Raw genomic sequence first — 14283 nt, 5'->3', positions numbered from 1 at the left:
ATAATTATCTAAATTATAGCAAAGTAAAGACACTCATGAGTAATACGCTCTGAGTGCCTTTACTTTTATTTGAAGTCTACATTTAAGATATCTGTATGTTGAAGTTCTTGTTTAATATTCTTTCTTAATTCATCTAAATATTTATCAAGATCTTCTTCATTCGTGATCTTCCATGAATCTTCATGAACTAGTTCAGTAATATCTTTAGATTTATTACTCTTAACTCTAATAATAGGTTTAGTTTTATTAGATACGGGAGCTACAGAAACAGGTTCTTTCTTGTCATTTTCTTCTGCTGCAGTTTTCTTTTCTCGAAGTTCTTGCTCTCTTCTAGCCTGTTCAGCTAATTCTGAACTAACTCGAGCAATATTTTCCTTCTGCTCATTAGTTTGACCATCAATATTAGTTTTTAGTCCAACCAATGATACATAAGCATCTTCACTAGCGCTATTGCTGTATTCCTTAGCTTTTTGCAATAAAGTATTAAAGACATTTTCCGCCATATCATTTAATTCGCGGTCTTTATCTTCCGGAAAATCTGATTCCGCAATTCTCTTCTTTATTACATCAAGACTTATTTGAATTTGTGCCTCGATCTTATCGTAAGCCTCTTGGATCACATCATTGTACTTATCTGCAAACTGGGTATTTAACTCTTTAAGCTTAGGAATTGTAATGTTGAAGTTATCATCGTTTAGGCAACCTTTAATTTTTTGAGCAATTCCAATTAAGTCTTGATCGCTAATCATACTCTTAGCGTAATTATAACGATCAAGATAGCGATGTGCTTTATTCCAAATTGCTTGTTGGTTACTTGTTTGCTCTCCATCCCCGTAAAACTCAAGAATAGCTTTATCTTCGAGTTCTTCATGCCAATCTTCATAATCATCTAAATGATCTGAAATAATCTGGAAGACACGGTCACTATCTTTAACTTTAACAATAGCATTCAGGTCATAAACACCTTCAGCTAATAATTTATGACCAGGATAAGGCGTATCAAAATTATACTTTTTACGCATTAATGCATTTAAACAATCGACAAAACTTTTTGTTTTGTTTATAATATCGTCTGCCATTTGTTCAGAAGTAGTATTTTCATTTACTGACAGACGTTTATTAAGAATATCCTCAACGAAATCTTTCGCATCCCTCTTTTGACGCATCGATATTTCTTTAACTGGTTTAATCGTCAACTTGGTAATATTATTCCTGCCGATTAAGTAACGTTGCGTTCCTTTAGGATCCTCTTGAGCACTAGTCAATGAAATCTGTTCATTGTTAAAATAGAACTTAACTTTACCGTTAACAAATGCTTTAGCTACCATCCAAGCAATATCAGTTGGCTTATAACCATAAGGGATTTCACCAAAACGTTTAATCACATTAGCCAATGAGACATTATTCATGCTGCTGGCTTGGACATTGATATAGTTGATGATTTCTTTGATTGCCTGTTCATCATCACTGAACAAATCATCTTTATTTTTACCCTTTAGGGTATCAAGAATATCTTGATCCGTCTTAACCGCAGTCAAATAATGTAAATTACGATAATTACTATCAATTATTTCCTTCTTGGCTTGCTCTAATCGACTTTCAAAATTACTACCCTTAGGTAAAACATCATCCAAGACATAAATATCAGCATCAATCAGATCATCCTTGATCATCTTCTGAGTGGCTTCTTCTACCTGCTTAGATTCAGCCTTTCTATTAAAGGCAATTTCTTGCTTTTTATCATCTGATTGACTTTCCGGTTTTTGCAAGTAAGCATTAATCTTTTCAATATGACGATAGTTTTCAATATAACGATCATCGTCTTTAAGAACGATAATGATGTTCTTACCATCACTAGCCTTTTGTTTAAAGTCAATTTCTCTATAATCATCAGCAATCAATGGAGAGATAATCTGAATATTGAGATTATTGCTTAAACGGTTTAACCCCATTTCATCAATATATTCATTGAACTCAAAGATATATTGATTCTTCATATAAGGATACGTATATTTGGCGTCAATCAAATTAGATGTTAATAAATATGAACCAATCTTTTGAGCTACCTTACGATCATCAACTTCAATTGCATTAATTGCTTCATTAACTTCTCGTTCTGAATCAGTCAAGAATTGGTAAGTATCCAGCTTCTTTTGAATATAATTCTGTCTCATTAAGACATTTAAAGCATCCTTAACTTCTGCAGTTAAAGCTTGTCTATCTTGATCAACACTATCTAGCAGTAAAGTAACTATATTTTCTAAAGTTGAAGGATAATTATCAACATAACGTACCATGAAGAGAACGGCTAATACTTGAATATTAAAACAATAGTCTTCATTATTTTTGTTAACATACCTATCGGTTTGAGCTCGATCAAATACCACTTGGTGATCATGGCTTAAGAACTCTTTCATCCCGATAAAGAATGCAGAGAATGGTACTAATCTACCTAATTCATCATTCTCATATCTCTTGGTAGCTTCCTGGAAAGTTCCTAGCATTGAACGTTCACCATCAGACATGTGACTACCATTCGCACCATGTTGACGAACCGCAGTTAAGACCTCTTTTAATAAACTAAATTGATAAGGAATAAATGGATAGTTTTCGACAAATTCTTGAGCATTATCAAATTTTTGACGCTTGATTGCATCACTGAAATTAATCTTATTATTAATGCTATATTGCTCTTGAGAGTATATATCTGCCAATTGATCACTTACTAGTGGCTTTTTAGTCAGTAATCTTTTACGAATAACTTCATCTGCGTTGGCAGAACTCATATTGATCAAAGTATTAAAACGACCTTGAATTTTAGAGAAATCTCGTTCATATTTAGAAAAGTTGCTGGCGACTTCATCCATTTGTTGCTGAGAAGTAACTACTACCCAAGCACGACCTTGACATTGGACACCTAATTGTTCAACGATCGTCTGCAAATTAAGCATTCTACTATTATTGTCACCAATAAATTGACCAACTTCATCAGCTAGGAATACAAAATGAGCATCATTGCCTTGTTTATCAAGATAATCTTTAACCAACTTAGCAAAAGCTGTTGCATCAATACTAAATTTTTTAGTTAACAGAGTTTTAACATAATTATCTGCATCTGTTTCATCTAATGCGTCACAATTTACTAAAGCAGTCTTAATCTTAGTTGACATTAATGCATAATTTTTTCTAAGTTCAACCCAGCTAGAATGATCCGTTGTAGCTAAATCTGCAAAAGCTTGCTTAAAGGCCTCATATTTACCAATGCTATCAAGCCAGCGTTCCATATCTGCTACTACTGAAATTGGTGAATATCCTAATTGCTCGTTAAAGACTTTAAGAAAGACATCTAGAATTGAATTATCATTATTTGCAGCGTTCGAATCAGCCTTTGAATCAATATTGAATAAAGCAACTTCGGTCGGTACACTAGTAGCTTTATTAATGGCATCAGCTAAATGATCATCATCGAATTTACCATCTTGTAAGAAGTAATCAATTGCTTGACGTCCTTTTACCGTATCATTCTCTAATAAATAGGAAAGGATTTTTAAGAAGTGAGATTTACCTGATCCAAAGAAACCGCTAATCCATGCTCCCATTTCATCGGTAGGATTATTAATACTCTTATCATAAGCATCAAAAAAACGAGTAAAGTTACGTTTTAATTCATCAGTTACAACATATTCTTCGAGTTCTTGTTGTTTAATATCATCACTATCTTGACCAATTTTAATGACGCCACGAATATCTCTATTTATATCTTTTGCAAAAATATCTTTTATTTGTATCATAATATGCCTTTAATCTATTCTGAATGCTCTATAGTAATTCTGATCTTTAATTTCGCCAAATGCACGCAAGCTCATTTCATCGTAGTTTCCAGGATAGAACATAACAACTGGATTATTATCTAATACTTGATGCATAGTGTTTAAAATTTTATGAGCGCGAATAATTGGATAGACTTTGCCTAGTCTAGTCAGAAATACAATACATTGTCCATCCCCTTCTGGAATTCTTTCTTTAATATATCCAACAATCAAATTATTATTTTCACTCATTTCAAGAATGTTGTTTATTTGTTCGATTAAAACATCGAATCCTTGATTTTTCTCAATATCCTCTAAAATCGGAATAGGATCAGATCCAGTATATTTTTCTTGATCCTTGAGCAAATGCATCATAATGTCATAAATATCAAATACTTTTAGATTAACTCTTGCTGCACGGGGGCTTTCTTGAATTTTATCAATCTGCTTCCGCATATAAAGTTCCTGATCTGCTGGATAATCAAAAACATAATAGCCTACTTCATTTGATAAACCTTCGTTATGTCGAAACTTAGAATCGTCCATTTTTTCTTTTAAGTGTTCGATCCTAACTTTAATATTCTCAGTCATTACATCCCTCCTAAAGCAGCTAATTCATAATCTAACTTTGCAACTTTCATTGCTAAAACTAATTGAGAATCAAGTAATGGAAACAGAAGCTTATCTTGTTTTTTATTTTGAGGATCAATCTCCATCAATCCTCCATCCCGCATATATGTCTTTAGTGCTCCCTTAATTCGCTTATAAGTATTTAGCGACCACGCAGCAATTGTAGGACTCTCTATCCTTTTTTGATTAATAAATGCTTCCACTTCATAGCTTTTCAAAATATCCTCTCGCATTTGCACTTTGGGACGATACACCTCATAGATAAACTCATCTAAAATACGACTAGTTAACATTACTGACAATAAAGAAATGATTTTTTGATTGGAAGTATCAAGTTGCGAGAATATATTTAAAACTGATTCAGGCAATGCTTTTACTCTGACGGCAAGGTTTCTGGAACATCTTTTAGCACGTGCTTTCGTTGGCATTTGAAAGATATTTTCTTCATCACTCATTTGCTTAATATCATTAATACTATAACCTGACTGATAAAGCTCAATAAATTTTGTAAGTTCTGGCAGCCAAATTGCATAAGAAGCAATTCCACCATTATAACTGCGTGACATTATAATACCCCATTCAATTTAGTAACATTTTCATTATATCAATGATAGGAAGTGAATTACATACGAAAAAATTAGGAAGATCAAATTAAGATTATCCCGTTTGATCTTCCTATATTACTATTTAATTGTGTATTTGACTTGATCAGATATATCACATAAATCTGCTATTTTTGAAATTATTGCAATAATTGTTGTAGCAGAGTGATTAGTTTCTACTCTTATATTGTTTGCTAGTACTGCTGGCCGAGTAAAGTGAGAAAATAGTTTCATGTCTAATGAATCGTCTTGACGAATTTTTTCAAAATTACGACTGTCAATTGCCCAAACATAGTTCAGAAAAATTACTAAAGCACTACGCCAAGAGTCAATTGAGTAATCTCGATCATTTAATGTAATACGAACAGGCTTCTTACCTGTTACGTCAACTTCTTCATTAATGGTATGTTCTCCAGCAATATCTTCAGCTTCTTCGCTCTTAATATCTGGTTTGGCAAAAATTTGACAAAGTTCATTAGATAAATCTTTTGTACGATCAAGTATTGTATCTTTATTCCATTGATCATATCTCTCAGGAATTTCTCTAGTTAAAGAAACATTGGATTTGCTATAGTATTCTTTTTTATCACTGAATATTTTATTGCTCATTTCTTGATTATACATAGTCAAAGTCAAGTTTCCTATTGTACCGCCTAATTGATCATTTATTTTATCAGCATTTTTGACTTCTAGACGCCAATCATTATTTAAACGTTGTGGCATAATATGTTCTACTTGAGCATTATCAAAGTTAATAGTTTCCCTTGTTCTGTTTTCTTCTAAGACGAAACTGTCAAATCTTTTGTGTAAATAGATCTTTCTCATAGATTGATTTTTTATTCTTTATTTAATCAAAGTAAGATTCTAAGGTGTCCTGAACCTGACCAAAGCCTTTGTGAATTCGGTTGAAGTAGCGGTCATTGTAACTCATTGCTTGGATGCCAATAAAAGTATCAAGCGACTGTTCAGTCGGAAACTCTGCTTTAGGCTTAGCCTTGCGCTTAATGACGTTGTTAAAAGATTCAATCATGTTGGTAGAGTAAATTGAAGCTCTGATCTGCTTAGGATAATTATAGAAGACCAGCAGGTCTGGCTCGATGTCTTTCAGGTTTCTTATGACATGATTATAACTCTTGTCCCATTTGGCATAGAAGGCATGCAATACATCAACAGCAGCTGCTTTATTGGCTTGCTGGTGAATCTGCTTGAATTCGTTCATAATTGCCTCGCGATCCTCCACGCGTACTTTAGCGCAGATATTACGCATGACATGAACCAAGCAGCGCTGGAAATGAGCTTGAAGATAGGTCTTTGCCAGTGCTGTCTTCATGCCCACAACGCCATCTGAAAGAAAAAGCTCTGCTTGCTCTAAGCCGCGAGACTTCATGCTTTGGAGCAGCTCCGTCCAGACTTCAATGTTTTCATTGGGCGCAATGCAGTAGTCGATAACTTCCTTGTGGCCATTAGGTTTGATGCCAATGGCAATATAGACAGCTTCACGTTCAAAAGTTTCTCGGCGCAGAGGAACGTAGGCAGCGTCTAGATAAACGCAGAAGAACTTATCGCTCAGCTTACGCTTGTGATAGGCCTCTACCTTGGGGATCATCTGCTTAGAAATATTGGATACTTGAGCGGGGCTGTAATGGCTGCCATACATTTTTTCAATCAAATCAGCTATCTCTCTGGTAGTTACGCCTTTAGAGTAAAGCTTGATGATCATGTTTTCCAACACATCTGCATGCTGCTTGTAGTCAGGCAGCGTGTGCTGATGAAACAGGCCGTTGCGGTCTCGTGGCACCTGGATTTCAATTTTGCCAAACTGCGTATCCACCTTGCGAAAGTAGGCACCGTTCCTAGAATTGCCGGTATTCCAGCCGTCTCTTGCATAAGGATTATAACCTAAAAAGGCAGTTAATTCAGCTTCTAACAAGTCATTAACTGCTTGTTGTAATTCTTTACGCAATAAATCATTAATTTTGTCTTGATTGAATAGAGCTTGAGCCATATTTTTGGTAAAATCATTCATGAAGGAGTTCTTCTTTCTGTATGTGTTTTTTGTTCAAACCAATCATACGAGAAAGGAACTCCTTTTTCTAATATTTTAAGAAATTAATTTAAGGAATCATTCATCCTTACACAAACTATTTTACAGTCTCCGTAATGCATCTGCTGCACTAAATAAAGCACTCTCTAATTCTTTCTTAGTTAAAACTTTTTCTTCTGACATTAATTTTCAATCCTTCTAATTTTCGTTTGATATCAACGAAAGTGTTCAAATAATATTTTACATTCTTCGGCCGAAAATCTCTATAATAAAAGAACTAATATTTGAAAAATAAAAATGCACTTTAGTCAAGTGCATTTAATTTATATACTTTCGTAATTCTCTTTCATTAATCTTACTTTGTTTTTCAGCTGCATCATAAACAAATTCAAAGACGGACTGATCAATATTAGCAATATCAATAAAAAACACGGTATTTGTTCTTGTATTGAAAATCATTAATCGCTCAATATCTTCCTTATTAAAATGATTATAAAATCCTAACGTATAATACAAAAGCAACTGGCGAACCCATGAAATTTGCATAGTAGTTTTCACTGAAACCTTTAAATCCAATAATGTTTGTTTTAAAAGATAGTCATCATCTCCAGAGACAAAACCATTTTCAGTCTTAGCAAAAAATGCATCCCTAGTTGGCCAACCAAATTCCTCAAAGAATTTTTCAACACGTTGAATCATCGTTCTAATGTGTTCAGTTGTTAATGTATCAGGATGTGCTTTTGGTTTAACATATCGACCACTGCGAAATGCATCTTCCCACGTACAGATGTCTGTTGCCAAGCAAATAGCTTCATCTGATAATGAATCAACATCTGACAGATCTTTAACTAAATATCTTAATCTTTCTTCTTGATCTAAAAGCTTCTTATATTCTTTAACCGGAATAATTCCATGAATTAAATCTTGCTTGGCTTTAGCATTTGCAACATTAAAAGCATGTGCATCAGCAAGTAGCACATAGCGAGAAAGATAATCCACTATGGTTTCTACCTCAGTCGGTCTTATATTTTCATCTTCCTTTGAGATGACAGTATTTGGGTTCAATTGCTTAATCGTAAAATCACTGCCCTTAACGATCTTATTTAAAGGCAATATTTTAGGTTGATGTGCAATTTGGGTTATTGTGATTGGTAATTTCATTTAATTTTATTTCACTTTAACAGAAAGATAAAATTCATCTTTTGGTATCTTATATGCTTCAATTATTTGCTTAAGCACATGCATATTACGATGAGCACTTCCACCAGTCATTACATAGATATCATCTCTAACTTTGGAGTAACTCCACTTTAATTTGTCATCAATATCTTTCTCTTGACAAATTATGAAGCTATTATTTTGATTAGCATTGTTTAATGTTCCTTTCCAAGTTAATCCAACTAGGCTTTTCAACAAATCCGGATTATCTTGGTCTAAGATTTGAATAACTTGAAGAGGCACGTCTTTAAAGTACTTAACAGGATACTTCGATCCTTCAAGAGTAAATGAAACTAATTTTCTTCCTGTAGTCGCATCTAAATTGTCTAATCCAATTTTATCTACAGCTTCAAACTCAATTCTTGAATCTTCAATAGGATTTAATTCATAACGATTCAATAGTATATCTGCCAACCTCTCTGCTCTAGCCTTAATATCTGCGATTGTCCATTCATCTTTATCTACTACATCCTCATTAAGAATTATTGCTTTAGAATTTTCTTCTAAAATATGTTTCTTTTCAGCAAAACTCTTATTAGACATTTCAGAATTATATCCAGTTATAGATAAGTTCCCTAATGTATGAACAAATTCATCATGTTCTTCATCAGAAATATTCTTACGCCACGATTTACTCATTGTCTGTGGCATGATATGTTCAATAGTTAAATCTTCTGAATTTAACTTTTCCTTTGAGTTTCCATTCTCAATATCAAGCATTATTAAGTCACAAAGTCCTTTATTCAAATAAAGCTTTGAGTGAATTAATGCATTTTTGAGTTGATTATCATCTGGTACTTCATTTTGATTTTGTTGAACAAATAAATACTTATTGATGGCTTCGTAATATTTTTTCTTATTTTTAGTTAATTTAAATGTTCTAGCATAATAACTAGCAAAAAATCCTAATAAAGAATTAGAAGGCACATCACAAATTGTCCTTCTTATAAGATAAATTGTAATCAAATGAATCACTTTAGTTAAAGTTTCTTCATCAATTTCATTATTTTCATAGTCATGGAAAACATGGAGGAAGAATGGATAAGATGTGCTTTGATTTATTCTATTTAAACTAGCTAAATCTGTTTTAATATCATCGTTATAACTAGATTCTGCTGGATACATAAAAGAAGCATATAATTCTGCATAATCTTTTATTTCCTTAAGTGCTTGTTCATGACTTAGATTTTCATTTTTAAATGTATCAACAAAAGTTTGATAAACTTTACGTTCAGCGACTACTGAATTTTTCTTCATAATAATAAATTGTCTAAAGAATGCATCCATAGCATGATTACTATTATCTCTTCTCAGTTTATCTTCAATAGGTAGCCAGTAATCCTCAAATAGTCTTTCTTGGTCATGATCACTCATTAACAAGAAATTACGAATTAAATCTGAATTGGTTAAAGCAACACCCGTAGAATTTATGCTTTCAAAAATTATTTGAGGATCATCCTCACCCTCTTTTAGACTAATTCCTACTACTTGAAGTTGTCTTATAGCCCATAAAATTTCTCTACTTGCTATACCTTGCCTTAACCAATTATCAAAAGTTTGTTTCGCTAATCTATAATTTTCTACAATATGACTATTTTCATCTAATTTTGAATTATCGTGTTTTAATAATGCAGAATATTGAATATTATCTGATTTAATAGGCTTCAACTTGATTTTATATTCTTGTGATGGCGATTGAGTATTAATTAGAAAACTTTCAATAGTTCCAGTAGTAAATGCATCACCATCAACTGTGGCATCTTTTAAGGCTTGAAGCATTAATGTAATGGTAGTTAATCTTTGTTGCCCATCGATAATCAAGTATTCTGGTAATCCTATATCACTATTAGTTGATTCAAGATAAACCACCGCACCTAAGAAATGATGCTCTTTAGTTTTAATTACAGTATGTAAATCATCTAATAATCTTTTTACATTATTTTTATTCCAGTCATAATTACGCTGATAGACCGGAATCTTTAAAATCATTTGAAATGGTGCGAAAAATCGCTCCGTTGCATTAAATATACTTGCTTGCATTGTTGTTTGCTTTCTTTTTAATTTCTAAATTTTAAGCTAATGGATTCATATTAACTTTTTCTATACTCTATAATTTTAACACTACATTTTTAGCGTTTTTCTCCACTTATCATCATCTTTCAGTAATTTAAATTACAGTAATCGTACTTACGATAATTATAATTACTGTAATTACGATTACTGAAAAATAAAAAGCATCCCTCTCTGGAATGCTCCAACAAACAATTACCTATTCATCACCTTGATAATACAAGTCTTTAAACTTCTTATGCTTATATTGCTGAGCAAGTTGTGGACTCTTCCAAGCAACACAGTTAGTCCAAAGGCCTGCTCCTTCAGCAATCACTAATACAGGCTGACCATTTTCAGTATGAGGACCATAGAAAGTACCATCACCAGCACCTTGCATCCAGCCCATGACATTTAGATATTTAATGCCGTGCAAATTCCAAAAACTGGCTCTTCCCCAATTCTTAGTAGCTTTTAAATAAGATTTGGATTTAGCATATTTCTCCATATAGTCGTAATTAACTTTACGATCAACTTTATGCAATTCTGTTATATACTTACCATCAGTAATTTCATGCTGACTAATTTTAATAGTGTCTAACTTATTATCATCAGCTGGATAAGTGTACCAAGTTCCTTGATATTGGGCTGGCACATTGAATAATCCACCATCAGCGGGAATATTAGTCTTGTGACCACTATCTTCGCTAGTATTATCACTTGAGTCTGAACGTTGATCAACTACTTTAGCATTTTCAGCTAAGTCGTTAACAAGACTATCCGAATCTAATCGGTTCAAGTAATCGATCATCTGCTTCATAGTTACAGATGCTAACTCTTCTTTATTACCATAAAGATAGTACGTGTTTTCACCATTAACTTGCTTTAAAGTATAGCCTGTATTATTGCCAACCATATAAGCAACGCCGCTACCATTTTTCATGTATGAATAATCTGATTGATTCTTTAGGTCTACTTGCAGTCCATTCTTTTTCGCGTTGTTCAATGCACTGCCCCAGCTATCTGAATACTTCTTACCAGCATAAGCAGTAACTACAGCAACTGTCTTTTGTGGACTCAAGTCATTAGCTTTTAAGTGTCCCATCTTAGTTGGTTTATTTTTACGTTCGACTAAGCCAGCAGAGCTCTTAGGCGTCTTATGAGTTGCAGCCCTATGAGTTTGATTATTAGAACATCCTGCAAGAGCCAAACCTGCTAACAAGATTAGTGTAAATTTACTACCCTTTTTAAAATCCATTTTCTTTCCTCCGTGATACAGGTTCATTTTAGCACTTTAATGCAGCCTTTTTTTAAATTATTCTTGTTTATTCGAACAAAAGTTTGTACAATGAATTTAAGCACACTAGTGTTCGAATGAACTGGAAGTGATCAAAATGTATGATTACAAATATGAACCTCATCACATCATTTTCATGATTGACAATAAGAGTTTCTTTGCTTCGTGTGAGGCTTTAAGATTAGGTTTAAATCCAATAACCGTTTGCCTTGCCGTGATTTCTAGGCAAAAAGGCAGCAATTGGGGCTCTGGATTAATCATAGCTGCCTCCCCTTTAGCTAAGAAAAAATATGGCTTGCATAATGTCATGCGTACTCGTGATTTACCTTCTAAAAAAGAAGCACCTGATTTAATCCTAGTTGATCCTGCAGTGCTGAAGCGAGAATTTGGCATCATTGGTGAACAACTTTTTGCAGAAAGCTGGGGCGTCGATCGCAGCATCATTAGTCATAAATATCACCCAAAAACTAAAAGCTATGGCAACTCACAAGTCTTGCAACGTGATTATTTTGATCAAAGGCAGATTGAAATCGTTATTCGTGAAGTCGGCGAACAAGTTGCTGCCAGAATTCGAGCACATAATCTTCGATCTGCTTGTGTCAACTTGTTCATTGGATATGCTTTTGGTGAAGCTGATTACGGTGACCACCGCGGTGGCTTTAATGTCCAAAAAAATCACTCCTACTAATGTTAGTCATGATTTGGTCAAAGTCTTGCTGCAGCTTTTTCGTGATAACTGGCAAGGACAAGCTGTGCGTTGTATTGGCGTTAATTATAGTAAACTCTCACCTGATTGCAGTCTGCAGTTGAATATTCTTGAGGATCCAGAACTACAATTAAAACGGTATAAGTTAGATCGTGTGGTAGATCAAGTCAGAAAGAAATATGGCTTTTCTTCCATAGTTAAGGCCTCCAGTTTAATGCCCGGAGCCACAGCGATTCAGCGTAGTAATCTAGTCGGTGGGCATAATGGCAGTAATGCTTATGAATGATAATTTTGATCAAAAAGTTGAAAACTTCTTCAGAAATTACCAAGATCGCGGCATGAAAAATGGTCCGGCTTTTTTCTTAGTGATCACACTTTAAAAATTAATCAAGATAATAAAAAAAGAGCAACTGTTTATCCTAAAAAGACCGAAATGAGTGAAGCTGAAATTAGCAAAATTTTGTTGCAATCCTTCAGCAATCACTACCCTGTCAGTATTCAACTAAAAAATCTTGCTGAAGATATCAAAGGTTTTGTAGAAGGCTATTCCAATGAAAATATGGTAACTATTTCTGGGACAGCAGTTCATTTGAATGATATCAACCATATTGAATTGATCAAATCTTAAATTGTACGCATTGACAATATTAAAATTAAGTGATAAATTAACATCAATAATTAAAAATCATGATAAACAGAGTACTTGAAATACTTTTTTTCAGAGACTTGTTGTTAGGTGAAAAACAAGAAAAAGTCTTCAAGGAAGATGGGTTTAGATCGATTGCACTGGTGATATTTAGCCAGTGACGGGGTTGCTCTCGTTAATAAAACAAGCTATTGATTGATAGTTAGTAAGGCTTTTTACGTAAGTAAATGGCAAATTAAGGTGGTAACACGAGCATTCGTCCTTTTAAGGATGAGTGCTTTTTTTATTTTCTAAAGGAGTTGGTTTAAATGAGAAAAAGACGCCACAAAAACGCATTAGTAATTTCATTATTTGCTATATTTATTTTAATCGCCGGTTATTTTAGCTTTTTCTACACCCCGAAAAATAATGGACTTCGCGTTATTAAGGTAGGTATTGTTGGTGCAAATAAAGCTGACATCGCAATTTGGAAAAACGTAGCTAAAACGGTAAAACAAAAATATCATGTAGTAGTTAAAACCGTTAGCTTTGACGGTTATGATCAACCTGATAAAGCACTTAAATCAGGTGATGTTGATCTAAACGCTTTTCAACATTATGCCTTCTTAAATGAGTGGAATAAGTCCAATCACGGTGGTATTTCAGCAATCGGAAAAACTTATATCGCCCCTATTCGTTTATACAGTAATAAATATCATCATCTAGACGATTTACCAGACGGAGCAACAATCGCTGTTCCTAGCGATTCTACCAATGAATCTCGTGCACTCTTCGTTCTTAAAAATGCGGGATTGATCAAATTGCGTCCACACAAAGTTCTAGTATCAATTGCAGATATAACTGATAACCCTAAGAATTTCAAGATCAAAGAAATTGCCTCAGAGCATATCAGCCGAATGATTGATGACGTTGACGCAGCTGTAGTTAACAATGACTTTGCTGGACTAGCAGGTCTGGGTAAAAAGCAGACAATCTTTATTGAACCGTTAAATAAAGATTCTGAACAATGGATCAATATTATTTGTGCTCGCACGTCAGAAAGAAATCAAAAAATTTACCATGAAATTGTTAAAGCATACCAAAGCGATAAGACTAAGCAGCTTTACCATAAATATTATGGAGACAAGCAAATTGCAGCTTGGGACGTGAAATTGAAATAAATCATCGCAACAAAAAGCAGATCAGACACAATGTCCAATCTGCTTCTTTTGTTGCAAATCTAATTATCTATGTGGAGTTAATATAGCCTTTCTTTTTCATAATTAGAGCCCCTTATAGATCT

Annotated in this window: 10 protein-coding genes, 1 pseudogene and 1 other annotated feature; of the genes and pseudogenes, 3 read left to right on the top strand and 8 right to left on the bottom strand. The window is 33.6% G+C overall.

The features are described from left to right. Positions 1–65 precede the first annotated feature (65 nt). The 8 genes from brxC to ICI50_RS03455 all read right to left on the bottom strand — a co-directional run bounded on the left by brxC (position 66) and on the right by ICI50_RS03455 (position 11610). Complete coding sequence (gene brxC / locus ICI50_RS03490; protein ID WP_188891961.1) at positions 66–3791, bottom strand: BREX system P-loop protein BrxC; 3726 nt, start codon at positions 3789–3791, stop codon at positions 66–68. A gap of 9 nt (positions 3792–3800) precedes the next feature. Beyond that, the gene (locus ICI50_RS03485) at positions 3801–4400 is read right to left on the bottom strand and encodes a DUF1788 domain-containing protein (RefSeq protein ID WP_188891959.1); all 600 of its coding nucleotides are present in this window, start codon (positions 4398–4400) and stop codon (positions 3801–3803) included. Then, on the bottom strand, positions 4400–5005 hold the full coding sequence (locus tag ICI50_RS03480) for a DUF1819 family protein (RefSeq protein WP_014918810.1): 606 nt from the start codon (positions 5003–5005) through the stop codon (positions 4400–4402). The genes ICI50_RS03485 and ICI50_RS03480 overlap by 1 nt, the downstream gene beginning before the upstream one ends. Positions 5006–5122: 117 nt before the next feature. After that, positions 5123–5866, bottom strand: a complete 744-nt coding sequence (locus ICI50_RS03475) for an HNH endonuclease family protein (protein ID WP_244040364.1) — start codon at positions 5864–5866, stop codon at positions 5123–5125. Between the two features lie 22 nt (positions 5867–5888). Further along, positions 5889–7067 carry an IS256-like element IS1201 family transposase gene (locus tag ICI50_RS03470; RefSeq protein ID WP_188891957.1) on the bottom strand — a complete coding sequence of 393 codons (1179 nt, stop codon included), beginning with the start codon at positions 7065–7067 and terminating at the stop codon, positions 5889–5891. A 336-nt stretch (positions 7068–7403) separates the two neighbouring features. After that, positions 7404–8246: a hypothetical protein gene (locus ICI50_RS03465; protein WP_095342247.1), complete on the bottom strand. Its 843-nt coding sequence runs from the start codon at positions 8244–8246 to the stop codon at positions 7404–7406. Positions 8247–8252: 6 nt separating this feature from the next. Beyond that, the gene (locus tag ICI50_RS03460; protein WP_188891955.1) at positions 8253–10343 is read right to left on the bottom strand and encodes a DUF262 domain-containing protein; all 2091 of its coding nucleotides are present in this window, start codon (positions 10341–10343) and stop codon (positions 8253–8255) included. Between the two features lie 229 nt (positions 10344–10572). Beyond that, positions 10573–11610, bottom strand: a complete 1038-nt coding sequence (locus tag ICI50_RS03455) for a hypothetical protein (protein WP_180707423.1) — start codon at positions 11608–11610, stop codon at positions 10573–10575. Between the two features lie 136 nt (positions 11611–11746). On the opposite strand from ICI50_RS03455, the pseudogene ICI50_RS03450 reads away from it, so the two are divergent. The 3 genes and pseudogenes from ICI50_RS03450 (at position 11747) to ICI50_RS03440 (ending at position 14161) form a co-directional block, all read left to right on the top strand. Then, positions 11747–12641 (top strand): annotated as a pseudogene (locus tag ICI50_RS03450) (DinB/UmuC family translesion DNA polymerase). Between the two features lie 147 nt (positions 12642–12788). Then, on the top strand, positions 12789–12983 hold the full coding sequence (locus ICI50_RS11005; RefSeq protein ID WP_308202827.1) for a hypothetical protein: 195 nt from the start codon (positions 12789–12791) through the stop codon (positions 12981–12983). A gap of 50 nt (positions 12984–13033) precedes the next feature. Continuing rightward, positions 13034–13268, top strand: a binding site (T-box leader). Between the two features lie 41 nt (positions 13269–13309). Continuing rightward, on the top strand, positions 13310–14161 hold the full coding sequence (locus ICI50_RS03440; RefSeq protein WP_056941058.1) for a MetQ/NlpA family ABC transporter substrate-binding protein: 852 nt from the start codon (positions 13310–13312) through the stop codon (positions 14159–14161). The last annotated feature ends 122 nt before the right edge of the window (positions 14162–14283 follow it).

This window comes from Lactobacillus kefiranofaciens, from assembly GCF_014656585.1.
GTDB classification, from domain to species: domain Bacteria; phylum Bacillota; class Bacilli; order Lactobacillales; family Lactobacillaceae; genus Lactobacillus; species Lactobacillus kefiranofaciens.
The sequence above is the reverse complement of the archived record's forward strand: the minus strand, read 5'-3'. Positions and strand labels throughout refer to the sequence as shown.

Excerpts from the sequence above, each read along its gene's own strand:
- brxC (WP_188891961.1), bottom strand. The coding sequence starts at position 3,791 with ATGATACAAATAAAAGATATTTTTGCAAAAGATATAAATAGAGATATT.
- ICI50_RS03485 (WP_188891959.1), bottom strand. The coding sequence starts at position 4,400 with ATGACTGAGAATATTAAAGTTAGGATCGAACACTTAAAAGAAAAAATG.
- ICI50_RS03480 (WP_014918810.1), bottom strand. The coding sequence starts at position 5,005 with ATGTCACGCAGTTATAATGGTGGAATTGCTTCTTATGCAATTTGGCTG.
- ICI50_RS03475 (WP_244040364.1), bottom strand. The coding sequence starts at position 5,866 with ATGAGAAAGATCTATTTACACAAAAGATTTGACAGTTTCGTCTTAGAA.
- ICI50_RS03470 (WP_188891957.1), bottom strand. The coding sequence starts at position 7,067 with ATGAATGATTTTACCAAAAATATGGCTCAAGCTCTATTCAATCAAGAC.
- ICI50_RS03465 (WP_095342247.1), bottom strand. The coding sequence starts at position 8,246 with ATGAAATTACCAATCACAATAACCCAAATTGCACATCAACCTAAAATA.
- ICI50_RS03460 (WP_188891955.1), bottom strand. The coding sequence starts at position 10,343 with ATGCAAGCAAGTATATTTAATGCAACGGAGCGATTTTTCGCACCATTT.
- ICI50_RS03455 (WP_180707423.1), bottom strand. The coding sequence starts at position 11,610 with ATGGATTTTAAAAAGGGTAGTAAATTTACACTAATCTTGTTAGCAGGT.
- ICI50_RS11005 (WP_308202827.1), top strand. The coding sequence starts at position 12,789 with ATGAGTGAAGCTGAAATTAGCAAAATTTTGTTGCAATCCTTCAGCAAT.
- ICI50_RS03440 (WP_056941058.1), top strand. The coding sequence starts at position 13,310 with ATGAGAAAAAGACGCCACAAAAACGCATTAGTAATTTCATTATTTGCT.